General features: G+C 55.1%; 23 protein-coding genes. 5 read left to right on the forward strand and 18 right to left on the reverse strand.

Features of this window, described 5'->3' with window-relative positions; all coding sequences use genetic code 11:
- Positions 1–128 precede the first annotated feature (128 nt).
- The 16 genes from CS910_RS08600 to eif1A all read right to left on the reverse strand — a co-directional run bounded on the left by CS910_RS08600 (position 129) and on the right by eif1A (position 14,783).
- Positions 129–1,064, reverse strand: a complete 936-nt coding sequence (locus CS910_RS08600; RefSeq protein ID WP_197704280.1) for an inorganic phosphate transporter — start codon at positions 1,062–1,064, stop codon at positions 129–131.
- Positions 1,065–1,197: 133 nt separating this feature from the next.
- Complete coding sequence (locus CS910_RS08605; protein WP_099211194.1) at positions 1,198–2,247, reverse strand: glycosyltransferase family 2 protein; 1,050 nt, start codon at positions 2,245–2,247, stop codon at positions 1,198–1,200.
- A gap of 2 nt (positions 2,248–2,249) precedes the next feature.
- Positions 2,250–3,365: an HD domain-containing protein gene (locus CS910_RS08610; protein ID WP_099211196.1), complete on the reverse strand. Its 1,116-nt coding sequence runs from the start codon at positions 3,363–3,365 to the stop codon at positions 2,250–2,252.
- Between the two features lie 54 nt (positions 3,366–3,419).
- Positions 3,420–4,169, reverse strand: coding sequence for an ABC transporter ATP-binding protein (locus CS910_RS08615; RefSeq protein ID WP_173866242.1), 750 nt, complete (start codon positions 4,167–4,169; stop codon positions 3,420–3,422).
- On the reverse strand, positions 4,166–4,627 hold the full coding sequence (locus CS910_RS08620; protein WP_099211198.1) for a hypothetical protein: 462 nt from the start codon (positions 4,625–4,627) through the stop codon (positions 4,166–4,168). The genes CS910_RS08615 and CS910_RS08620 overlap by 4 nt, the downstream gene beginning before the upstream one ends.
- On the reverse strand, positions 4,624–5,391 hold the full coding sequence (locus CS910_RS08625) for a hypothetical protein (RefSeq protein WP_099211200.1): 768 nt from the start codon (positions 5,389–5,391) through the stop codon (positions 4,624–4,626). Before CS910_RS08625 ends, CS910_RS08620 begins: the two co-directional genes overlap by 4 nt.
- 4 nt (positions 5,392–5,395) lie before the next feature.
- Positions 5,396–6,460 carry a hypothetical protein gene (locus tag CS910_RS08630; protein ID WP_099211202.1) on the reverse strand — a complete coding sequence of 355 codons (1,065 nt, stop codon included), beginning with the start codon at positions 6,458–6,460 and terminating at the stop codon, positions 5,396–5,398.
- 49 nt (positions 6,461–6,509) lie between these two features.
- A complete protein-coding gene (locus tag CS910_RS08635; RefSeq protein ID WP_099211204.1) occupies positions 6,510–6,833 on the reverse strand; it encodes a hypothetical protein in 324 nt (107 codons plus the stop codon).
- Between the two features lie 757 nt (positions 6,834–7,590).
- The gene (locus CS910_RS08650; RefSeq protein ID WP_099211206.1) at positions 7,591–8,391 is read right to left on the reverse strand and encodes a GTP cyclohydrolase IV; all 801 of its coding nucleotides are present in this window, start codon (positions 8,389–8,391) and stop codon (positions 7,591–7,593) included.
- Between the two features lie 41 nt (positions 8,392–8,432).
- Positions 8,433–8,825 (reverse strand): DUF1699 family protein, encoded by a 393-nt coding sequence (locus tag CS910_RS08655; protein WP_042690571.1) that lies wholly within the window; start codon positions 8,823–8,825, stop codon positions 8,433–8,435.
- 4 nt (positions 8,826–8,829) lie between these two features.
- Positions 8,830–10,083 carry a DUF530 family protein gene (locus tag CS910_RS08660; RefSeq protein WP_099211208.1) on the reverse strand — a complete coding sequence of 418 codons (1,254 nt, stop codon included), beginning with the start codon at positions 10,081–10,083 and terminating at the stop codon, positions 8,830–8,832.
- Complete coding sequence (locus CS910_RS08665; RefSeq protein ID WP_099211210.1) at positions 10,080–11,240, reverse strand: DNA topoisomerase IV subunit A; 1,161 nt, start codon at positions 11,238–11,240, stop codon at positions 10,080–10,082. The genes CS910_RS08660 and CS910_RS08665 overlap by 4 nt, the downstream gene beginning before the upstream one ends.
- Positions 11,233–12,915 carry a DNA topoisomerase VI subunit B gene (gene top6B / locus CS910_RS08670; RefSeq protein ID WP_099211212.1) on the reverse strand — a complete coding sequence of 561 codons (1,683 nt, stop codon included), beginning with the start codon at positions 12,913–12,915 and terminating at the stop codon, positions 11,233–11,235. Before top6B ends, CS910_RS08665 begins: the two co-directional genes overlap by 8 nt.
- 2 nt (positions 12,916–12,917) lie before the next feature.
- Entirely contained in the window at positions 12,918–13,616 is a 699-nt protein-coding gene (locus CS910_RS08675) for a KH domain-containing protein (protein ID WP_099211214.1), read from the reverse strand.
- A 4-nt stretch (positions 13,617–13,620) separates the two neighbouring features.
- Positions 13,621–14,397 carry a serine protein kinase RIO gene (locus tag CS910_RS08680; RefSeq protein ID WP_099211216.1) on the reverse strand — a complete coding sequence of 259 codons (777 nt, stop codon included), beginning with the start codon at positions 14,395–14,397 and terminating at the stop codon, positions 13,621–13,623.
- 17 nt (positions 14,398–14,414) lie between these two features.
- A complete protein-coding gene (eif1A, locus tag CS910_RS08685) occupies positions 14,415–14,783 on the reverse strand; it encodes a translation initiation factor eIF-1A (protein ID WP_099211218.1) in 369 nt (122 codons plus the stop codon).
- 175 nt (positions 14,784–14,958) lie between these two features.
- On the opposite strand from eif1A, the gene CS910_RS08690 reads away from it, so the two are divergent.
- The 3 genes from CS910_RS08690 to rnhB are packed head-to-tail and all read left to right on the forward strand — an operon-like array spanning position 14,959 to position 17,274.
- Positions 14,959–15,753, forward strand: coding sequence for a metal ABC transporter ATP-binding protein (locus CS910_RS08690; protein ID WP_099211220.1), 795 nt, complete (start codon positions 14,959–14,961; stop codon positions 15,751–15,753).
- A complete protein-coding gene (locus CS910_RS08695; RefSeq protein ID WP_099211222.1) occupies positions 15,750–16,571 on the forward strand; it encodes a metal ABC transporter permease in 822 nt (273 codons plus the stop codon). The genes CS910_RS08690 and CS910_RS08695 overlap by 4 nt, the downstream gene beginning before the upstream one ends.
- Positions 16,572–16,575: 4 nt before the next feature.
- On the forward strand, positions 16,576–17,274 hold the full coding sequence (gene rnhB, locus CS910_RS08700; protein WP_099211224.1) for a ribonuclease HII: 699 nt from the start codon (positions 16,576–16,578) through the stop codon (positions 17,272–17,274).
- On the opposite strand, the gene CS910_RS08705 is transcribed toward rnhB, so the two are convergent.
- Positions 17,246–18,661 (reverse strand): dolichyl-phosphate-mannose--protein mannosyltransferase, encoded by a 1,416-nt coding sequence (locus CS910_RS08705; RefSeq protein ID WP_099211226.1) that lies wholly within the window; start codon positions 18,659–18,661, stop codon positions 17,246–17,248. The genes rnhB and CS910_RS08705 overlap by 29 nt on opposite strands.
- Before the next feature lie 60 nt (positions 18,662–18,721).
- Between CS910_RS08705 and CS910_RS08710 the strand changes: the two genes are divergently transcribed.
- Complete coding sequence (locus CS910_RS08710; RefSeq protein WP_099211228.1) at positions 18,722–19,873, forward strand: methyltransferase domain-containing protein; 1,152 nt, start codon at positions 18,722–18,724, stop codon at positions 19,871–19,873.
- Here the strand turns inward: CS910_RS08710 and CS910_RS08715 are convergent.
- Entirely contained in the window at positions 19,868–20,062 is a 195-nt protein-coding gene (locus CS910_RS08715; RefSeq protein ID WP_099211230.1) for a PCNA-inhibitor, read from the reverse strand. The two genes, CS910_RS08710 and CS910_RS08715, sit on opposite strands and share 6 nt — an antisense overlap.
- 120 nt (positions 20,063–20,182) lie before the next feature.
- On the opposite strand from CS910_RS08715, the gene glmS reads away from it, so the two are divergent.
- Entirely contained in the window at positions 20,183–21,991 is a 1,809-nt protein-coding gene (glmS, locus tag CS910_RS08720; protein WP_099211232.1) for a glutamine--fructose-6-phosphate transaminase (isomerizing), read from the forward strand.
- Positions 21,992–21,998 lie beyond the last annotated feature (7 nt).

Below are 21,998 nucleotides of genomic sequence, written 5' to 3' on the forward strand. Positions count from 1 at the left end.
GCCCTGAGCGGGGGTGAGGCCAGTGATTTACTCCCCTATGAACCCGGAGGGGAGTTGAGGCTGATGAACCCCAAGTCCGTCGTGAGGGTTGACTTGAACGGGAGAACACTCACTTACCTCCCTAAAACTCACGACGGACAGACCCCTGCCGAGAAGAGCTTGATGAGCAGGAACGCGAGGATTCCGGCGAAGAGTGGCGCGCGAACCCAGCTCTTCACGATGTCCACGAGGAGCTTTTTGTTAACGCGCTCGCCCTTGTAGGCGCTCAGCCCGCTTATCGCTCCGACTATCGCCTGGCCCGAGCTGACGGGCAGACCGAAGAGGTTCGCAGTGCTGACCGCTATCGAGGCCCCGAACTGACTCGAGAATGCCGAGGTCGGTCCGAGGGGTGCTATGTCCTTTCCTATCGTCATCATGACCTCGTAGCTGAAGGTGAGCGTTCCAAAGGCCATCACAAGGGCGAGGAAAGCGTTCGGATTGGACATTCCGCCGGCCTTTGCGAGTCCGATGACGTTCGAGACCTCGTTCGTGCCGAGGTTGAAGGCCGAAAAGGCCGAGGCGAGAAAGACTAGCCACTTTTGAGTAATTTCAAGGTTCTTGAGGCACTTTATCCTCCGGAGGAATGGCTTGTAGAGCTTGTATATTGCTATAGCAAGGAGAGATGCGAAGACAGGCGAGAAAAACCACGCCGAGACGATTTTGCCGATTGTCCACCAGTCGACTGGGAGACCAAGGGCGAGGGAGGAACCTATGAGCGCACCGATTATGGACTGGGTCGTCGAAATTGGCCGTCCCCACAGGCTCGCGATTGTAACCGCAGATGCCGCGCTGAAGAGCGCCAAAGCGACTTCCCCAGCTGATAAACCGCTCGCCAGTCCAGTTATCGTCCCTGAAACGGCAGAGTGACCGATAACTGCACCTAACGTGGTGAAAACTGCTATTATCAGAACAGCCCGTTTGAAGCCCACTATTCCCGAACCGACCGCTGTGCCAACCGCCTTTGCGCTGTCGTTCGCTCCGACGGCCCATGCCATGAAGAACGCCGCTGCGATGACCTCCAGCATTCCCTCACCTCTCTATATTCTATATAGTCTATTTAGGCAGAGGGGCACTTTAAAAGGGTTTCGGCTTTAAAAGCATTGCGGTAGTTATGACCAAAAACTTAGGACAAAATGCTGGATTGAGATTCACAACGAATCACAACCGTCCAGTGAGAAGTCTGGTGTAGCCGTAGACGTGGAGCAAGAGGTAGAAGAGCGCCCAGAACCAGACGATTAAGGGGAAGAGAAGGGCGTTGGAGAGCTTTCCGCCCTCAACGAGCGTTGGAAGGAGCATTGTGACAACCTCAAACCCCCACCAGAGGGCAAAGAGGCCAAAATTGCCGGTTGCGAGCAGTAGAACGGGAACCAGAACGTCGAGGAGGGCTATGAAGTCGCCGAGCAGGAGAAACCCCCAGTCCTTGGTAAAGCCACCGCCCAGGTTCTTGAGGTCGCCGAGGAACCAGCGCTTCCTCTGGCGCCAGAGAACTGAGAGGTTCTTCGGCATCTCCGTCCAGACCCTCGCCCTTGGCGCGTAGACCACCTTTCCGAGCCTCTTGATGGCCTTTGTGGTGGCGTAGTCCTCAACGATGTCTTCGACGAAGCCTCCGATTCTCCAGAGGGCGTTCCTGCGGAAGGCAGAAACCGGGCCGGGGGCGAGGCTTAAATCTTCAAGCTCCTTAGCTCGGCGGAACATCGCTATCCTAAGGTGCTCCGCGTCCTGCGCTCTCTCGAGGAAGGAATCCCCCATGACCCTCACCTGTCCCCCAACGGCGAGCACTTCGTCGGAGTAGAAGCGCCTCACGAGTTCTCTAACCGCGGTCGGTTCGAGGTAGCTGTCGGCGTCGGTCGTCACTATTATTTCGCCAGAGGCCCTGGAAAGGCCGAAGTTCATGGCTTTGGCTTTGCCCCCGTGCTCCTTCCGGTAGACCTTCAGACGAGGGTTCTTCATGGACGAGGCAACTTCAAACGTGTTGTCCTCACTGCCGTCATCAACAAAGATGACTTCAAAATCGGGGTAATCCTGAGCGAGCGCCGAGCGTAGGGCTCTAAGAACCCTCTCCCCCTCGTTGTAGGCCGGGATTATGATTGAAACCCCCGGCATCCATTCCTTAATTCTGTAATTCCTGAAAAGGCTAATTATGTAATTGAAGAAAAAGTAGCCGTCCCAGAGGAGGATAATGGCGAGTGCAAGGCGAAGGAAGTTCATGGTCATAACTTCAAATTCTGGTTTTTAATGGTGTCGCCGGGGACGTCAAGGAACCTCAAGAGCCATCGAGCCACCTTTGCTACGGCTTCGGGCCTTGCGTAGATTCCCCAGCGCCAGTTGCTCTCCTTGGCCTCGACGAGCGCCCTAACGACCGGCGAGACCTCGCTTAGGCGTTTTATTTCACCGCTGAACTCCACGAAGGCGTTCCTCTCCTCAAACCTCGGCTTTGGTGGGTAATCAAGCAACGCGAGGTGGCCGAACTCACTCTCCAGCTCTTTTCTCAGCTCCTTGATTGTCTTCTCATCGAGCTCCTCCCCGCTCCAGATGACGCGCTTGTAGAGTTTTCTGTTCTCGATTGCACCGATGAGCTCGCGAACTTCCTTTCTCTCGCTCGCCCTCAGCCGAGCAACAAGGTCAACCTCGTCCATTTTCCGGAGCTCCTCAAGCTCAATTCCTTCGAGCTCAACGGCCTTGCACAGCATTGCGCTCACTATTCTAACAGTGTGATGCTGGTAAACCGTCGGATACATCATGCTCCTCGATATCAGGAGGTTCTGACCGGCCATTATCCCCTTCTCGCCGAGAATTAGTCTCTCGCCGTCCCAGCGGAGGTTTCTGATGAGCCTCTCGAGGTCAACGAGTCCGTAGGCAACGCCGGTGTAGTAGGCGTCGCGCACGAGGTAGTCCATTCTATCGGCGTCTATGTCTCCGCTCACGAGCGGGTGCTTGAGAAGGCTGAGGAACTCCTTGAGCGAAAACCGCTCCTGTAAAACGTCACCGATTTCCCCGTGCTTTATCAGCCACCTCGTGTTGTCCTCGTGCCTTGGGAAGAGGCATTCAAGGGTGTGACTGAAGGGGTAGTGCCCGAGGTCGTGGAGCAGGGCCGAGTAGACCGCCCCCTCATTAATCCCCGGGTTTCTCTCCCGTATGAGCCTCGCTATGTGGAAGGTCCCGAGGGAGTGCTCGAAGCGTGTGTGTCTGGCCGAGGGGTAAACGAGGAAAGCCAAGCCGAGCTGGGTAATCCTCCTGAGCCTCTGGAACTCCGGAGTGTCGACCAGCTTTACCGCGAAGTCGTCGAGCTCTATTCCACCGTGTATCGGGTCGTGGACGAGCTTCATGTTGACCGCCATGAGGGAGTAAGAAAAAAGCTAATAAACCTAACCGCCCAAAACTCAACCGTTGGCAGGGTGCGGACCCTCCTGCCCGGAAGGTGAGGGAGCCTCTGTGCTCCCTCCCCTCTTCCTTCTGATGTGCGGCTTGAACAGCCTCTCGACCTCTTCTTGAACCTCCTCGGCTCTTCCGCTCAGAACGAGCTTTCCGTTGCCTATCACGACGACCCAGTCAACGATGGGCATCAGAGGCTCCCAGATATGGCTTATGATTACGAAGTTGGTCTTCCCCCTCGTATCCTCGATGATTTCAATGACTTTTTCCATGCTGTCAAAGTCTATATTGGCGAGAGGCTCGTCAAGGAATACTAGCTCCGGCTTTCCGATGAAGGCCTGCGCGAGGCTCAGTCTCTTCAGCATTCCCGAGGAGTAACCGCTTACCCGCTTGTCAAGGAACGGTTTTACCTCAAAGAGCTCCGCCACGCGCTCTACTTCCTCTTCACATGCCCCCTTGCTCTCCGCAAAGAGACTTAGCCATTCCCTGCCCGTTGTAAACTGCGGAAACGCCGGCGGGTCGTAGGCGACGCCGAAGCGGGCCTTGACTTTCCAGTTGTTCCAGGGACTTTCTCCGAACACCTTTATCTCTCCGGAGCTGGGGCGGTAAACGCCGGTGGCGAGCTTAAGAAAGGTGCTCTTTCCGCCACCGTTGGGGCCGAGGATTAGCGTTATCCCCCCCGGAATGCTAACCGTAACCCCGTCAAGTGCGTGGATGCTCCCGAAGTATTTCTTCAAATTCTTCACCTCGATAATCATTCCCTCCACCTCCAGACCACGAGCGATAGGAGGAGCGCGAAGGCGGAGCCGCTTAGATAGAGGGTGTTTTGAACCTCCTTGGTTGGGTAATTCTTAATGAAGCGGAGGGCGCAGGTTAGCTTTCCTGTTCCGTTGTTGACTATCAGATAGTCTCCCTCGTGGGGGAGAACAAACTGGTAGGTTAGGTGTTCGTAGACGCTCTCCCTGCTCACGAGGTTACCCGTCAGTACATCATAGACCACAATGACCCCATTGCCGCTACAGGAAGCCTCAACGAGGGAACTCGTTGGAGTGTGCACTGTTACTGTGCTGAGACTTGTAACGTTTCCTCGATGCTCCGTGGGTTGGAGAAACACCGGTCCAATTGAGCCGACCTCGTCCTCATAGGGGTTGTAAACCCATAAAGAACCGATGGTGAGCATGAGCATTGCAGAGAGCAGGACAGCCCAGAACCTCACACCACATCCCTCCTTCTGATGAGAACCCACGAGAGGGCAAAGAGCGCCAGCGGAACGAGAAGGCCCCAGCCGATGTATTGAACCGTGAACGGTGTGAAGTCGGTGCTACCGCTCCTGGAGATGGCGTTGATGAAAAGCTGGGGAGGCAATTTAGAAACTCCAGTCACTCGGGGCGCATATATCACAGCGAAGCCGGCCATGAAGGCAAGGAACGCATTTGGAGATGCCAGTGAAGTCAGCGTGGCAACGGCTATCAAGTAGAGGACTAAAAAAGTCACCAAGGCCAACGCATCGCCAATGAAATCAGATGTTATTCCAGGAAGATAACCGGCTATGCTTGCATAGGTTGTTACAGTGACATAAGCAAAGGGTAGAAGTACCATTGTGAATCCGTAGATGAGGAGGGAGAGGAGTTTGACTCCAAATATTTCCGTGTTTGAGTATGGAAGCGAGTAAACCGAGAGTGCAACTCTACTGTCCCGGTCGTAGCGGAAGGTTAAAGCTCCGAGGAGTAGAATTAGAAAGCTCAGGAGAGTCCAGGCATCATCAAGGGAGAGCATACCCAATATTGATGTTGAAACCCCGGATGCCTTTGACACCCTAAAGAGCTGTATCTCAGTCCCAGATGCGAATCCGACGCTTAAGCTAACACTCATTAGAGACCTTTTCATGGCCATTCCAACAAGGAGTATTCCAGAGAATAGAAGAACGTTCTTTATTACATCATTCATTTCCCAGCGGAAGAGCTTGTAAAGCCTTCCCATGTGCTTACCCCCTCAGTTTCTTTACCCTGCTAATTCCAATCGTTACCAAGAGAACCGCGAGGGACCCATAGAAGACAAAGGCCGTTTTAACGTCCGGTTTGTGAAAGCTGACAGTGTTGGGTTTTTTAACGCCCGTTTTAAACGACATCAGCACAAGCCCCATCGCATAGGAGTCATCGTGTTTAACTTCTACTTGACCCAGGGAGTATTCATCGGAGAACGACGCGCTTAGAACACCAAGGGCCCAGAGGTCGGGCCCGCCGTTGGGTGTGAACACGAGTTTTCCATCTGATGCGTCAAACGTGTAAATCAGGGTTGCCATCTGGACAATCTCGATGGGATACCCCTTTCCAAAGGGCTGGGTCAGGTTAAATGAGTATCTGTTAGTAACCACGGTCTTGATAGGTGGGTAATAGGTGATGTTCTTCCATCTCTTCGGTTTCTTGTTGTCTACCATGACTCTGCCGACAACGGTGCTGAACGGGTAACTGGAAAACGTACTCCCCTTTTCGAGTGGATGAAATGGGCTGTCAAAGAGCATCGTGTGTCCATAGGCTTTTCCGTCCTTTACAACCTGCATATCAGCTTCTCTGATGAGATACGAGCCGGTTATCATAACTTTCCGAAGTTTGAACACGTACCAGGTCCAGCCATTGAAACCTGGCTCATGGCTTTTCTCGGTTTTCTCCGATAGAACTTCTGATTTGTTCCAAAAGATTGGGGGAGACATATATTTGGGAAGAACCGTCATTACGGTGACGTTTCTGAGTTCTATTTGTACGTGCGAGAGAATATACCCGTTGTTTTCATCGGAGAGGTTGAACCTTATCACGGTGCTGTTGTACGTTTTTATCACGTAGAGGACTCCTGAGTAATTGTAAATCATCAGCGACGTAGTTATCCAGTCCGGTTTGTCACCGTGGGAGACACAATAGTGGATGTAGGGGTTGTATCTGGAAGCAATGTAAGTTAGGGACGTGTAGCCTTCAATTCCAGACGAAGCACCGACAAAGGATGAGGTTACAATTATCGTTAATATGAAAAAACACGTTAACAAGCTCTTTTTCATCTCTACTCCCTCCGAAAATTAAAAAGGAAGTTTAAAAACAAGAAAGCGTTCAAATGTATGGCCACCCAGCAGACGAAACTACCTTGTGGTATCCATCTATGGTTACTATAGTCTCTGCTCCATTCGGATCGGGGATTATAGTAATCCCCGTGAGGATATGGCCTGCGTAGGCACCTCCTCCCCCAGTTCTGTACGTGATGTGGTAGTTGGTGTAGGGGTGCTGAACATCGTACTTGACTCCGATTTCTGTCCAAGAGTATCCATATGAGTCACTGTTGTGTCCTCTAACTGCAGTAACAGCCCAAGTCGTCGCTGCCGCGAACCCTGCCGCCACTACTAACAAGCCGAACAACATGGCCATTAACTTCTTCATGGTGTGGACCCTCCTACCCGAGGGGCGATTAATACGCCCGGTCGGGCGATTGATACTATTTTTAGCATAGTATTTAACTTTTACTTCGAAATTGAGATATAAATTCCAAAAAAAATCGGCCACACTGCAACATATGCATGACATAGTGCAAATGAAGGGGCGGATTACTTCAATTGATAACCAAATTATATCGAAATTGTCGAAGATATTTAACAAAATGTTTTATCATTATGGAAAAACTTCGGTGGCTAAACATGATAGACAGGTGTCGGATTTCGAACCTTCAGCTCCACGTCTTCTTCTGAGTCACCGCCGTAAACGTTTTCCCGCTTCCCGATTTTCAGGATTCGTATACTCTTCTCTGCCTTGTTATACTCAACCAGAACTCGGTAATCCCATACGAAGGCGGTAAACGTTCTCATATCCTCTGAGTTTTTGAACATCGAGCCTCGCAAGGGGAAAGTAGGCCAGCTTTGATATCTTGTCCTTAACTAGTTCGCGTTCTTTTACGGGATCAAAGCCCATCCTTCACCACGTCCCACTCAAGGAACTCGTCGTCTCTGCGCTCTCTGATGGCCTGTTTCTCCCACACCTCTGGCTCGACCTCTTCAATAAGCAAGCTGAAGGTTCACCTCAATAAGTTCCTTCAGGAGCTTCTCTATCTCGTCTGTCCTCTGCATTATCTCGACAAGAGACGTTCCCATGTTCCCACTGATTCAAAGTATGGAGAAGAGGAGTAAATAAATTGTGTTCCCAATCAGCTCCACGTCTCGGCTATGACGTCGTGCTTGTGGATGCTCTCGTTGCTGATTACGCGCACGTGGATTTTGCCCCTAAACTTCTCCCGGGCCTTGGCGAAAATCTCGCGTGCAACATCTTCAACGAACTTCGGGTTCGCGAACATTCCCTGCACAACCGCGTTCTCGTCAACCGTCTTCAGAAGTGTGTAGGTCGGGTGGCTGAAGGAGCTCTCGACGACGTCAATCATATCCTCGAGCGCTATCTCCTCGTCGAAGGCCGTCCTGACCTCGAGCTCGCCGATGGCGCGCTGTATGTGGGTCTTCCCGTTGTTGTTGGCCATCGCGTGGGGACATGCGGTGTTGCCTATAACCCTGACGCGGAGAACCTTCTCAAAGGTGCCATCCTCGTTCTTTATGACGCCGACCTCTACGTCATAGGGCTCGTAGCTCGTCTTCCCACTCGCCGGCGTTTCCCTGGGGATTATCAGATGGGTCTTAATCCAGACCTCCGCCCTTCTGTGCGGGTGTTTGCTCTCAAGGCGTCTTATGACGGCTCTTCCAAGCTCCTCAAGCGAGCTGTGGGCCTCCCTAACCTCTTCCTCCACGGCCTCGCTCATGGCCTCGGTTATGCTCTCCACGAGACGGCTCATGTGGATTCCCTTTTTCTCGGCCGGGACGTCTATCGTGACTTCAAAGAGCGGGAGGAACGTGTAGACCTTCCCCTTCCAGTTAATCTTGGCGACGCTCCTGAGGTTGGTTATGCCGACGCGCCTGAGGGGTTCTCTAATCTCCGGAACTTCTTCCTGGGTCTCAATCACTTCTCTCACCCGGGGTTGGCTTGAGAAAAGGTCTTTTAAAGTTAAGCCCGGAGCTCGTTCACCATGTAGTAAACGGTCCTCAGGGGAATGCCGAGGCGCTCGCTGATTTCCCGCATCGGAACGCCCTTCCTGGCCAGCTCCCGGACGAGCTTCACCGTTTTTTCGTCGTACTTCCTCGGCCTCCCCCTGGGCCTGTTCTCGGGGACGAGCTCTATACCGAGCTGACCGAGGGCGTAGATGACCCTTTTGGAGACCTTTGGATAGAGGCTCGGCGGACAGCTTATCCTCTTCACGTTGGGCGCGTTCTCGAGGATTTTAACGACGACCTCCTTGGTGGGCCTTAAACTAACGTAGACCTCGGTGACGTCCTCGTCGAGCTCGGAAAGCTTCCGCAGGAGCTCGTCGTAGGTTTTGGCACTCACCCGAACCTTCATGCCCTCACCCCTGCAGGAGGTCGAGGAAGCGCTTGGCCTTGTCGCTCTTCGGCATGAACTTCTCGAACTTCTTCAGCTCGTTCTCGCTGAACAGAACCTTGTGCAGGCCGGAAATCACGAACTTCTTTATGGCCTCCTCCAGCTCGGCCTCGTCAATCCCGAGGAGCTCCGCGACTTTTCCTTCGTCGTAGGGGCTCATGCCGTAGAGCAGAACCCCGCCGAGGAGGTAGTTGGGAATCGTGGTGATGTCCTTCCTCTTCCCGGTCAGCTGGCCCTCCATCTCGCACTTCCTTATGACGTAGATGCTCCCCTGCCCTGTCTTGAAGTCCTTCTCGTGCCTGAAGGGTAAATCGAGGATTGAGTAGTGGCAGTCTATGCAGAGCTTTATCCCCGGGAAGATGCCGAGGGTCTCGCGCTCCGTCGAAGAGGTGAGGAAGTAGTAGCGGAAGATGTCCAGGCCGAGCTTTTCGGCGCCGTTTTCGGGGTCAAGGGAAGCGTAGGCCAAGGCGAGGTTGTCAACGGTGTAGTGGTTGTTTATGAGAACCCCCCTCGTCTTCACGAACGTCAAAACGCGCCAGCGGAACCTTCTTCCGAAGCGTTTCCTGAGCTCCATCTCGATGTCGGCATCGGCCGGAAGGTCGAGGCGGGCCTTCTTCAGCCTGTTGTTCTCGAAGTACTCGACCTCAATCCTTATGCTCTTCGTCCTGACAGTCCCCTTCTCGCGGAGCTTGCCCTTGATGAACTTGAAGGTTTCTCTAACCTCAATACTCTCCTTGGCCAGAAGGCGCAACACGTCGCCGGAGTAGGCGAGGTGTGGAAGAACTTCAAGCCTGCCGAGCTTCACGGGCTTCTCAACGGCCCTGACCTTCTCGAAGTTCTCCTTCGTTATCGCCTCTACCGGAATCTCTTTCCTGCCGAGCTTGAAGGTGTAGTTGGCCGAGAGCAGAGCTAAGGCCATCTTGTGGGCGGTTATAGCCGAACGGAGTCTCTCAAGGGCCAAAGCCCTGTTGTGCTTCTTCCTGTAAATCCACTGGAGGTGGGGGTCGCGGTTTTTCTTGTCCATGAAGCGGACGGACGGGGCCGTTTCCCCAACGCGCCTCTCAAGCTCGTCCTGGAGGTCGTTCAGAAGGGAAACGTTGCGCTGGAGGGTGTAGGCTAACCTGGCTGGCTCGAAGTTCTCGAAGAGCTCGCCCAGGTCTATGCCTATATCGTCGAGTATCTTGTTGACCTGGGCGACGAGCTCTTCAGTCGTCGTCATGGTAGCAAATCACCGTTGTTTATCTTTTCCGGCAGGTACTCCTTGGCAACGAACTCGAGGGATTTGTTCGCGAGGGCCTGCTGTTCAATCCTGACGCCCCACTTGAGGGCCATCTTGAGCTGTCTCTGCCATTCCTTGTTCTGGAACCAGGGGTACTCCATCTCCTCCAAAATGCGCTTGTAGTCGCCCGTCGGGCCACCTTTCTTGTTGGGAGGAATCCCCTTGAGCTTCTCGGTGACGTTCTCTAAACCATAGCGCTTTATGTCGTCCATCGTCATGCCAACGAACCTCGCCTCGGGCGTTGCCAGCTTGTCGCTGAGGTAGGCGAGGTTTATCGAGCCCTGCTTTATGGTGGAGTAGATGTACCAACCGTAGGGGTCGCCATCTGTGAAGACGATGATTGGCAGGCCTTCCTCGTAGTGAAGCCTGTGGATAAGCCTTCTAACGCCACGCGAGGCCTGTCCCTGGGTCGCTATGATTAGGGCCTTCTCCTTCTTCGGGAACTTTTCCTCGATGAGACGGTCGGCCATAGCGGCGGTCTCGACAACGAGGGCGTAGTCAACGTTTATCTCGGGGAACTGAATGTGCTCGACTGTTCCCGGGACGGCCCAACCACCGCTTCCGAGCTTGCTCGCGTTGAACTCGTCCTCGCCATCCCTAATCACTATGTCGCCGTAGATGTAACCGCGCCTGTCCGCTGTGATGTGCATCTCCTCACGCAGGACTCCGAGCATTCTCTCAAGGTCTTCTATGATAGGGTCGCTCTCGCGCTGGTCCTCGAAGGTGTTCTCCTTCGTTCCAGGAATCGTGTGTTTGTTGGCGTAGTAGGCTTCACGAAGGCTCGCGTGCTTGCCCTCGGCGACGAGCCTCTTCACGTAGGCCATTATGAGCAAGGTTTGCATGAACTTTCTGGCATGAGCCACGTTGAGGAAGTAACGCCTTGAGAGCTTGTCGCCCATCCTGATGAGCTTGGCCTTCTCGTCGAAGTAGACGTTGTTGAGTCCGCGCGTCGGTATGTCAAAGTAGGGGTTCTTGCCGGCCTTGATAGCCTCAAGGACGCTCCTTCCGTACTCTTCGAGCTTGCTGAGCACCTTTCTCGGGTCGTAGGAGAACTTCTCCTTGGGCCTCTCGCGCTTTATTGCCTTGGATTTAGGCATTCTCGCTCACCTCCTGCCCCTTGGAGGCAAAGTGACTCTCTATAAACCTGATGAAGTACTCCCTAATCTTCTCCTCCGGCTCGCCCGTGAGAACGCTCAGAGCCCTCGCTATCTCGGGCACGTACTTCTCGAAGGTCTTCTTCCTCTTGACCTGGTAAAGCCTTCTGTGCTTTCCGCTGAGGTAGGTCTGCAGTCTTCTCGCCGCGTCCATTATGGCCAGGCGAATCTCGTTGTAAATCTCATCGACGCTCGCTATGCTCTGCTTTCCGGTTCCGGTGTAGGGGACGTGGACTGAAACGACGTTAATCATGAGCACGAGCGGGGTTCTGTCAAGGTCGTCAACGCGGTAGCGCTTCCAGTCTATCGAGCGTGCGGCCTGAGTGGTTACACACGAGCCTGCATCGAAGAGGAGCGGAACGCGGTTCGCGTAGCGGAGGAGCTCGAAACCGCTTGGTATCTCACCGCCGTAGGCAAGGCCGACCTCGACCTGGAAGGGGATTCCTCCGGAGTAAACCTTGGGGGGCCTCGTTACGGCCGTTACGAACTCCGGCTTGAGGATTCCCTTCAAACCCTTCTCGATGTTCTCCTCGCCTATGGGCCTGAGGCCGTGCGTCGGCGGAGCGAGGAACTTCATGCACTTGAAGGCCTCGACTATCTCCTCTGCCTCGTGCCAGGTGAGCTTTTCAGGTGGCTTCTCCATCATCTTCGCGACCTGCTTGACGACCTTGGTGTAGCCCTTGAAGGAGCGGAGAACGGCTTTGACTTCGCCCTTCATGAGCCTCTCGTAGAGCCCTTCCTGAACCTTCTTGTCCTCGACCGTCTTGATGAGCCTCAATGCCGCTATGTACTCGACGAGCTCGTCAACCTTCTTGTCGCTTATCCTCGAGAATTCTCCAACGAGGAAGCGCCTCACGCTTGTCCTTCTCGTCTTCTTGGCCATCCTGTAGACGTCGTCCGTGAGAACTCCCTTCGGGTGGGGCTTCATCTCAACAGGAGGTTCAGGAATCTCGTCGCTCGAGCGCGGGAAGACTATTAACCTCCCGTCCGGCTCGATGAGCTCGATGTGGGCATGTGGATTCGCTATCGCGGTGAGCTTGAGGTACCAGTAAACGCCCTGCTTCGAGCGCATGTACTTGACGTTCTTGACCTCGAGCTCTATCCTCGTCCCGTGCCAGCCGTCCGGGTTGGGGTGCTTCTCCTTCTTTACGATTTTACCCTCGTTTCTGTCAACGTCAATCTTGACCCAGGCCTCTATTATCTCGTCGCCCGTTGATGTGACCACGCGCGTTGCCTTACCGCTCGTTATCTGGGCGAACATCACGGCACCGCTTATACCGATACCCTGCTGGCCCCTGCTCTGTATGTTCCTGTGGGCCTTCGTTCCGGCCAGCATCTTTCCAAAGACGTGGGTTATGTACTTCTCCGGGATTCCAGGGCCGTTGTCCTCTACAACCACCTTGTAGTGCTCCCTTCCGAGTTCCTCAATCTCGACCCTTATATAGGGGGAAATCCCGGCCTCCTCACAGGCGTCGAGCGAATTCGTCACCGCCTCGTGGACGAGCGTTGTAAGCGAGCGGACCTTGCCGGTGTAGCCGAGCATTGCCGCGTTTCGCCTGAAGAACTCGCTGACGCTCTGGATTTTGAACTCCTTAAAGAGCTGATTCGCCTCGGCCATGCTCATTCCTCCAGTTCGTTCTCGGGCCCGCCCTCGATGGCCTCGTAGTAGGCGGAACTCTCAAGCTCGAGGTCCTTCTTGCGCCTTTCGAGGTAGCGGTAAACGACGCCGTGGGGCGAGCCCTTAGCGAGCTTCTCGATGGCCGTCCTGGCCACCTCGACCTGAATCGGATTACCGATAATCGCGACGGTCTTTCCGTAAACGCTAACGTCAGCGCCACTCATCTCCTCAATAATCTCCCTCGTCCTTCCCTTCCGCCCGATGATTCTACCCCTGACCCTCGGCAGGGCGTTCTTCTCGTTCCCAACCACGATGTCGGTGAGGTTGACAACTTCGAGGATTTCACCCTCGTTGAAGAGCCTGAAGGCCCTCTCGGGGGAGAAGCCCCTTCCGATGGCGAGAACGACGTCCCTCGCCTTCCAGACCGCGAGCGGGTCCCTGGTTTCCTTTGTGGAGGTTATGAAGACCTCTCCGGTCTCGCTGTCGACCTCTATCTTGGTTCCGGTGCGCTCCTCGATTTCCTTCTTGGTCTTGCCCTTTCTGCCTATGAGAACCGCTATCCTCTCCTTCGGAATCCTGACGAACTCCTCCTGGTCGCCCTCGGCCACGTAATCAATCTCGCCGAACTCAGGTTCCTCAACCGGTTTTCCGTCCTTATCAACGCGCTCGTACTTCTTCAGGAGTCTCTCAAACTCGTCCATGCTCTCACCTCTCAATCAGCTCGCGGAGCTTCACCTCGTAATCCTCAACCTCAACACCCTTCCTCGCGAAGTAGTTGGTAACGTTCCTCAGGTCGCGCTTTAAAAGCTCGACGCTCATGCGGTTCCTCCTGACGGTGGCCTGCGACCAGTCTATTACAACGGGCCCGTCCCAGAGCAGGACGTTGTACTCGCTCAAATCGCCGTGAACCATGTCACCGCGCTTCCAGAGCCTCTCGATGACGCCGATTAAATAGCTGTAGAGCTCCTCAAAGTCGCTCCTCTCAAGCTCCCTCTCAACGTCCTTCAGCCTTGGAGCTGGCATCTTGTCGCCGATGAACTCCATTACCAGGACGTTGTTGCGGAAGATTACCGGCTCGGGAACGCGGACGGCGTACTTTATCGCCCTCTGGAGGTTCTTAAACTCCCTCCGGGTCCACTGGAAGACGAGCTTCCGCATGTCCTTCGGCAGGTAGCCGATTCTCGGGTCAGCCGCGAGGTACTCCCATATCCTGCGGAACTCGGTGGTGTACGTCCTGTAAATCTTCACCGCTATCCTGTTGCCCTCTGAATCGACTCCTGCGAAGACGTTTGCTTCCTTGCCAGTACTTATTACGCCGTAGAGCTCCTCGATTTTACCGCGACGGTGGAGGTAGGCGAGAGTCTCCTTGGTCGTCCTGTCAAAGACCTCGTTGGCTATCTTGTAGAGCTCGCTGTCCTTCTCCCGCCTATCCCTGAGGCCGAGTATCTCCTCGACTTCCCTTTCAAGGGCTTCCTCGCGCATCGCCACCACTCACGGGCTCAGAACAACATCTCCGCACCGGAGAGGAAGTCCTGGCTTATCTTGCCCTTCCTGAGGAGCCAGTCAACCTGGGTCCTCGTGTAGCGGTAGACGATGTCCCCGCGCTCGTCGGTCTGAACCGGCCAGGGCTGGACGATGACGACGTCGCCAACGCGCATCCACATTCTCCTTCTGAGCTTGCCCGGAATCCTGCATCTCCTTATCTTGCCATCTTCACAGCGGACGTCCATCCATCCGGCACCGAGGGCCTGCTCTATTACACCGAAGAGCTGTCCCTGGCTCCTGTCCGGGAGTGGAACGCGGATAACCTCGTCACCCTCCACCTGCCTGTTCTTCTTTTTACCGCCCCTACCTTTCCTGTACGCCATGAGCATCACCTCCAACCGCTTTGTTTGAGCCCTTATAAGCTTACCCATGCAAAAATTCTCCAACTGCCCTTTGGCCCCAGACTTTTAAAATTTTTGCAACGAGATTACACACTCCTGTCCACTATGGGAACATCAAAGTTTAAAAACGAACCGAAATACTTGAGGTGGGATTGACATGACCGCGGTGGAGGCCGAGAACCTTACGATACTCTACGAGGGCAAACCGGCTTTGAGCGACGTGACGTTCAGGTTAGATGAAGGTAAAACCCTGCTCCTCCTCGGCCCCAACGGCGCGGGAAAAACGACGCTCCTCAAGACGATAGCCTGCTTCCACCGCGAGTACAGGGGAAAGCTCCTCGTCTTCGGAAGGAACCCCTGTGACGCGAGGCACCTGATAGGCTACGTCCCCCAGAGCAGTTCCCTCAACGAGCGCGTTCCGATTACGGCCTTAGAGGTCGTCGCGATGGGCGGGCTCTACAGGAGGGGCTTCGTTCACTTCAAGATTCCCGAGGAGGTTCTGAGGAAGGCCGAGGAGGTTCTAACCTTTGTCGGCCTCGGCCACGTTAAGGACAGGCTCTTCCGCGAGCTTTCTGGCGGTCAGAAGCAGAGGGTTCTGCTCGCGAGGGCTTTAATGAGCGACCCCAAGCTTCTCCTCCTCGACGAGCCCCTCTCGGCATTGGACCCGAGCGCGAGGGCCGAGGTAACGAACGTCCTCAGCAAGATAAAATCCGAGAAGAACGTCACGATGATAATAACGACCCACGACATAAACCCTCTCCTGGAGATAGGCGACCTCGTGATGCTGATTAACAAGAGGCTGATAGCCTTTGGAAGGCCTGAGGAGGTCCTCACCGACGGCGTCATCAAGTCCGTCTACGGCCCGCTGGCAAAGGTAATCCCTGTCGGCGGAAAGCTCTACTGCATAACCGGCGACTTCCACCTCCACAGGGACAGGGGTGGTGGGTTGTGATTCCGGAGTTCATACTGAGGGCAATCCTCGCGAGCATAATGGTCAGCGTCCTCCTCGGCCTGCTGAGTCCGCTGATAAACACCAAGGGCCTGGCTTTCCTCACGCACGCGCTCTTTCACGCCCTCCTCCTTGGAGCCGTCCTCGGAATGATTCTCGCGCTCCTCTTCAACAACTACGCCCTCGTAACCCTCGTCGCGCTCATAGTGACGATTGCAATCGTCCTAATCATAGCCCAGCTCGAAAAGCTCGGCTTCACCCCCGATTCGGCCGTAGGAATAGTGGCGAGCTTCGTTGCGGGCCTAACGGTTCTCGGCTTTGGAATCCTCTACAAGGTCATGGCGAGCAGGCCCTACTTCCCGCTTACCGAGAACATCGTGTCCTACCTGACCGGTGACATATTCCTCATAACCCTCAACAACCTGACGGTTCTAATCCTCGGCGGTGCGCTCATCTTCTTCGTCCTCCTCTTCCTCTACCGCGACTTCCTCTACCTCAGCTTCGACCCGGAGGGGCTTGAGAGCTACGGCGGGAACGCGAGGGCCTACCTCATGATTCTCTACGTCCTCGTGGGGGCGATTGGAGCTTTAATCGTCCAGACTGTCGGCCTGATAACCCTCCAGGTCGTTGCCGTTCTACCCGGGGCGATAGCGCTCATGGTGAGCTCGGATTTGAGGAAGGTCCTCGCGGTTAGCCTGCTTTTAACCCTCGCCGTCCAGCTCTCATCGGTTGTTCTGGCCTACTTCACTGCAATCCCGCCGAGCGGTATAGCGACCATAATGCTGGGCGTAATCTACGGCGCGCTCCTATTCCGGAGGTGAAACCGTGGGACGGAAGATAGCGGGCATCGACGAGGCCGGCAGGGGGCCGGTGATAGGTCCGATGGTCATCACGGCCATAGTCGTTGACGAGGAGAACCTATCGGAGCTTGAGGAGCTCGGAGTTAAAGACTCAAAAAAATTAACGCCGAAGAGGCGCGAGAAACTGTTTGACGAGATTCTAAGCCTCGCTGATGATTACGCCGTTCTAATCCTCTCGCCGGAGGAGATAAGCTCCCGCGAGGGAACGCTCAACGAGTTCGAGGTCGAGAACTTCGCGAAAGCGTTGAACTCCCTGAAGGTGAAGCCCGACGTGATTTACGCCGATGCCGCCGACGTCGACGAGGAGCGCTTTGGGAGGGAGTTAAAGGAAAGGCTGGGCTTTGAGGCCGAGATTGTAGCGAAGCACCGAGCCGACGCGCTCTTTCCGGTTGTTTCCGCCGCTTCAATCGTCGCAAAAGTAACCCGCGACAGGGAAATCGAGGGGCTGAAAGAAAAATACGGCGAAATCGGGAGCGGCTATCCGAGCGACCCGAGAACTAGGGCTTTCCTTGAGGAGTACTACCGGGAGCACGGAACGTTTCCTCCGATTGTGAGAACCGGCTGGAAGACGCTGAGGAAAATAGAGGAAAAGCTCAGGGCGGAGATGGAAACCAAAAAGTCAAAGAAAGGCCAGCTCAGTCTCGAAGATTTTCTGGAGGGGTAGCTTTCTCAGGGCCGAGCTTTTGGAAGGCCCGGTCCTTGAATCCCTTCAGCTTCTCCCGATAGAAGGCCAAGGAGCTTCTGAAGGCCTCCCACCTGAGGAGCTCGTTCAGCGCGACGCCCATGACAACGGCCGCCGATGGGACCAGGGAGGTAGCGTAGAAGCTGAACTGCGTCTTTCCGCCGAGAGCGTACTGGAGGGCAAAGAAGCCTATCGTGCTCCAGAAGACCATGAAGGGCGCGAGGATTCCCCGTTTCCTCCTGTAGAGCCAGGGCATCGCGAAGATTAGAACTACCATGCCGAGCAGAAGAACCGGGTCGGTGCTCGCGAAGACGTTGGGGTTGAAGTGGAACGGAAAGGCCCGGTAATTGACGAACCACTGCCAGAAGGGCGAGGTGTTCGGGTTCGGCCCCTTGTAGCTCAGATGCCACCGGAAGCTCGCGAGGAACTGCTTCAGCCAGGGGACAAAGCCTATGGCCTTTATTATCGTGAGCTCCGGGAGAAGGAAAACGATGCCCGGGATTACCACGACTATTGAGAAAAACCTCACAAAGGATTTCTCCCGCTTGAGCGCCCTCCACAAGAGGACGGGCCAGCCGAAGGCGCCGTCGAGCTTGGCCGCCGCGGCGAGGCCTATCGCCACCGAGGAACCGAGCTCGCTCTCGTAGGCCAGCGCAAGAACGAATACGGCAACGAAAAACGCGGTGTGAATGTCGAGCATGGCCGCAACCGAAGTTGCCTGGAGCGTAGGGTCGGCAACCACGAAGGCGAGCGCTATGAGCGACGCGAGGTAGCTTCTGCTTATCCGGTAAGTTGCCAGAACGACGAGGAGCTCTATGAGCGCAAACTCGATTATACCCGGAAGGCGCCAGTAAATCGGCTTGTCCCCGAGGAGTGCCATGCTCAGCATTATAAGGTCCTTCGCAAGGAACGGGTGCTCTGTGTTGAGGTAGTTCTGGATGTTCTCCTTGTCCGGATACCTGTAACCGGGGACGATGTAGTACGTCCCGGGGGGGAGCTCCTCAGAGAGCCTTTTCAGAAAAGCGGTGTAGTTGGACTTGGGAATCTCGTAGTAGACTCCTGGGAAGTTGTAGTATTCGAGCCTGAAGCGGACGCCGGCGAAGCTCGCAACGGAATCGGCGGCCCCAAGGTACTTGAACTTGTCGCTGTCGTTGGTGAATATCACGTTGACACCGTAGGTGCCGTTGTGCTCGTAGGTGACGTTGATTCCGAGGAGGTGGAGGACGTTCCTGCTCGCGGGCACGTACCAGACCTCGTCGCCGATGTAGGTGTTCAGACTTCTCTGAGAAGCGAAGTGATAGTCGAACCAGACCGTCCCGGCCATCGTGAGGGCAACGATTAGAACGAAGGCAACCCGCTTCCAGTCCATTATTAACACCGCTTAAAATAAGCGGGCAACGTTTTTAAGCCTCTCTCCTTAGGCGAGAACATGCTCGAAGGAATCACAGAGGAAAAAGTCAGGGAGGCAATGGAGCTCATAAAGCGCGGTTTCGACGAGAAGAAGCTCCGCACGAGGCTCGGAAAGGACTGGGAGCTGATAGCTGAGATAGCGAGGGCAAGGATTAGGGCTAAAGACAAGTTTTCGCGCGACGACCTGTGGATGGACCTTGAAGGCCTTCGCTACGCCACCCACGAGGTTGTGGCGAAGTACCGCGCCGAGCGCCTGAAAGAGCTCGGGGTCAGGAGCATCGCCGACGTCTCCTGCGGAATCGGAATCCAGCTCATCTTCTATGCGATGAAGGTCGAGAAAGCCTATGGAATCGATATAGACCCTCTCAAGATAGAGTTCGCCCGGAGGAACGCCGAGCGCTACGGCGTGGATAACATCGAATTCATAAACGCCGATTCACTCACGCCCGAAACTATCGAGAGAGTCGATGCGGAGGTAATCTTCTCGGACCCGGCCAGACCGCCGGAGATGCCCGAGAGAAGGCTTGAAGACCTGCTCCCAAGCCCGCTGGCAATCCACGAGGCCTACAAAGCTAAGACTGACGCCTTCATATTCGATTTGCCCCCCCAGATGAGGCGCGAGAGGGTTCCTTGGAAGGGCGAGTTCGAGTACATCGATTTACACGGCCACCTGAACAGGCTGACCTTCTACACCGAACCGCTCGCCAGAGCGGAGAGGAGCGCCGTAATCCTTCCGGCGGGAGTCAGACTCGAGAGCGACCCAAACCTTGAGAACATCGTCGAGTGGACTGAAAAGCCCGGTCAGTACCTCTACGAGATTCCACAGGCTGTGGACTACGCTGATTTGCTCAACGAGCTGTTCCACGTTCTCAGAGGGAACGCGAAGATGCTTCTCCGCGAGAAGAGGCGCGTTCTGGCTACGGGCGACGAGCCGATTAAGAGTCCCTACCTCAAGAGGACCTACTCAGTCGTTGCCGTCCTGCCCTTCCATCCGGTCAGGATTAACGACCTCCTGAAGAGGGAGGGCTTCGGAAGGGCGACGCTGAAGATGAGCGTCCCGCAGGAGGAGTACTGGAGGATAAGGCGGAAGATAGAGGCCGGGCTGAAGGGCGATAGGAGGGCTTTCGTCTTCAAGGTCGGGGAGAAAGCGGTTGTAGCAGAGGCGCTATAGCTCTTCTATCCTCGCGTTTCTAATCTTCTTCGAGCCTATCCTGAGTTGTTTGAAGTAGTTGACGTGCTCCTCGGGCAGAAAAGCCTCAAGGCTCATTGATTTAAGGCGCTTCTTTTTCTTTTTCGGCTTCTCTTCGGTTTTCGTTTTCGACCTGGCGGAGCCAAGGAACTCGTCGAGCCTCCTGTTCATTCGCCCACCCGGTGAAGGTTGAAGCCGTCGTATAAAGGCTTTTTCCTTGGTTCAACCTTCTTAGGAAAGCTTTTAACTTCCGGGGTTTATCAGGGGAAAGAGTAAAGGCGGGTGGTTGCCATGTGCGGAATCATCGGCTACATCGGCGAGCGACGGGCCTGCGAGGTAATCGTCAAGGGGCTCAAGAGGCTCGAATACCGCGGTTACGATTCGGTTGGAGTTGTAACGGAGGAAAACGGGAAGCTGTACATCAAGAAGGGCGTCGGAAGCGTTGATGATGTCGTTGAAAGGCTCAACCTACTCGACATGCCCGGGAAGCGTGGCGTTGGCCACACCCGCTGGGCGACCCACGGGGTTCCGAACGATATTAACGCTCACCCCCAGAAGGACTGCACCGGGAAGATAGCCCTCGTTCACAACGGCATAATCGAGAACTTCGCAGAGCTGAAGAAGGAGCTGGTCGAGAAAGGTCACACATTTGAGAGCGACACCGACACTGAAGTCATCGCCCACCTCATAGAGGAGGAGCTGAAATCGAGCGAGAACTTTGAGGAAGCCCTCCGAAAGGCCCTCCTTAAGCTTAAGGGTTCGTTTGCCCTCGGAATCGTCTACACGGAGGAACCGGACAGACTCTACTTCGTCAGGAACGAGAGCCCCCTCGTGCTCGGAATCGGTGAGGGAGAGATGTTCGCGGCGAGCGACGTCCCGGCCTTCCTCGAGTACACCAACAGGGTTGTCTTCCTCGACGACATGGAGTACGCGGTCGTTACGAAGGATTCCTGGGTTGTAAAGAGGCTCGAAACCGGTAGGGAAGTCAAGAAGGAGGTCAAGACGATAGACTGGACGCTCGAGATGGCCGAGAAGGCCGGTTTTCCACACTTCATGCTCAAGGAGATATTCGAACAGCCGAGGGTTCTGAGGGACGCAATCCACGGGAACGCGAAGGTAATCCGCGACGTTACGAGGGAGATATCTGACTACGAGAAAATCTTCATCGTAGCGATGGGGACCTCCTACCACGCGGCCCTCACCGCCAAGTACCTCTTCCAGAGGCTCGCGAAGAAGGTTCCGATAGTCGAAGATGCGAGCGAGTTCCGCTATGAGTTCGAGGACGTAATCGACGAGAACTCCCTCGTCATAGCGATAACCCAGAGCGGTGAGACTGCCGACACACTCGCGGCGATGAAGCTCGCGAAGAGGAAGGGGGCGAAAGTTCTGGCCATAGTCAACGTGGTCGGCAGTATGGCGACGAGAATAGCCGATTTAACGCTCTACACCCACGCAGGGCCGGAAATAGGCGTCGCGGCGACGAAGACCTACACGACACAGCTCGCGGTTCTCACGATGCTCGCCATCGAACTGGCCAGAACCCTCGGAACGGCCGATGGAGAGTACCTTGAAAAGCTTGAGGATTCCCTCAGAAAGGTTCCTGACCTTGTTGAAGGCATTCTAAACCTCAGCGAACCGCTCAGGGAGCTGGCAGAGGAGCTGAAAGACAAGCCGAACTTCTTCTACATAGGCAGGGGCATAGGCGTTCCGACGGCCCTTGAAGGTGCCCTAAAGCTCAAAGAGATAAGCTACATCCACGCCGAGGGACTGAGCGCCGGCGAGCTCAAGCACGGCCCTTTGGCCCTAATTGAAGACGGCGTTCCGGTCGTTGCGATAGCGCCGAAAGGGAGGACATTCGACAAGATGCTGGGCAACATCGAGGAGGCGAAGGCGAGGGGCGCCCACGTCATAGCCCTTGGCTCCTCTGAGAGGCTGGGGGAGGTCTCGGACACTTTCATAAGGATGCCAGACCTTGATGAAATCCTGACCCCGATTCCCTACATCGTCCCGCTCCAGCTCTTGGCTTATCACCTTGCCGTGCTGAGGGGCAACGACCCCGACAAGCCGAGGAACCTCGCCAAATCCGTTACGGTTGAATGAGGTGGTG

The sequence above is a fragment of the Thermococcus henrietii genome (assembly GCF_900198835.1).
Taxonomy (GTDB): Archaea; Methanobacteriota_B; Thermococci; order Thermococcales; family Thermococcaceae; genus Thermococcus; species Thermococcus henrietii.

Excerpts from the sequence above, each read along its gene's own strand:
- CS910_RS08675 (WP_099211214.1), bottom strand. The coding sequence starts at position 13,616 with ATGGACGAGTTTGAGAGACTCCTGAAGAAGTACGAGCGCGTTGATAAG.
- CS910_RS08690 (WP_099211220.1), top strand. The coding sequence starts at position 14,959 with ATGACCGCGGTGGAGGCCGAGAACCTTACGATACTCTACGAGGGCAAA.
- CS910_RS08615 (WP_173866242.1), bottom strand. The coding sequence starts at position 4,169 with ATGATTATCGAGGTGAAGAATTTGAAGAAATACTTCGGGAGCATCCAC.
- CS910_RS08630 (WP_099211202.1), bottom strand. The coding sequence starts at position 6,460 with ATGAAAAAGAGCTTGTTAACGTGTTTTTTCATATTAACGATAATTGTA.
- CS910_RS08625 (WP_099211200.1), bottom strand. The coding sequence starts at position 5,391 with ATGGGAAGGCTTTACAAGCTCTTCCGCTGGGAAATGAATGATGTAATA.
- CS910_RS08665 (WP_099211210.1), bottom strand. The coding sequence starts at position 11,240 with ATGCCTAAATCCAAGGCAATAAAGCGCGAGAGGCCCAAGGAGAAGTTC.
- CS910_RS08655 (WP_042690571.1), bottom strand. The coding sequence starts at position 8,825 with ATGAAGGTTCGGGTGAGTGCCAAAACCTACGACGAGCTCCTGCGGAAG.
- top6B (WP_099211212.1), bottom strand. The coding sequence starts at position 12,915 with ATGGCCGAGGCGAATCAGCTCTTTAAGGAGTTCAAAATCCAGAGCGTC.
- CS910_RS08680 (WP_099211216.1), bottom strand. The coding sequence starts at position 14,397 with ATGCGCGAGGAAGCCCTTGAAAGGGAAGTCGAGGAGATACTCGGCCTC.
- CS910_RS08710 (WP_099211228.1), top strand. The coding sequence starts at position 18,722 with ATGCTCGAAGGAATCACAGAGGAAAAAGTCAGGGAGGCAATGGAGCTC.
- CS910_RS08610 (WP_099211196.1), bottom strand. The coding sequence starts at position 3,365 with ATGAAGCTCGTCCACGACCCGATACACGGTGGAATAGAGCTCGACGAC.
- CS910_RS08605 (WP_099211194.1), bottom strand. The coding sequence starts at position 2,247 with ATGAACTTCCTTCGCCTTGCACTCGCCATTATCCTCCTCTGGGACGGC.
- CS910_RS08705 (WP_099211226.1), bottom strand. The coding sequence starts at position 18,661 with ATGGACTGGAAGCGGGTTGCCTTCGTTCTAATCGTTGCCCTCACGATG.
- eif1A (WP_099211218.1), bottom strand. The coding sequence starts at position 14,783 with ATGGCGTACAGGAAAGGTAGGGGCGGTAAAAAGAAGAACAGGCAGGTG.
- CS910_RS08600 (WP_197704280.1), bottom strand. The coding sequence starts at position 1,064 with ATGCTGGAGGTCATCGCAGCGGCGTTCTTCATGGCATGGGCCGTCGGA.
- CS910_RS08660 (WP_099211208.1), bottom strand. The coding sequence starts at position 10,083 with ATGACGACGACTGAAGAGCTCGTCGCCCAGGTCAACAAGATACTCGAC.
- glmS (WP_099211232.1), top strand. The coding sequence starts at position 20,183 with ATGTGCGGAATCATCGGCTACATCGGCGAGCGACGGGCCTGCGAGGTA.
- CS910_RS08635 (WP_099211204.1), bottom strand. The coding sequence starts at position 6,833 with ATGAAGAAGTTAATGGCCATGTTGTTCGGCTTGTTAGTAGTGGCGGCA.
- CS910_RS08715 (WP_099211230.1), bottom strand. The coding sequence starts at position 20,062 with ATGAACAGGAGGCTCGACGAGTTCCTTGGCTCCGCCAGGTCGAAAACG.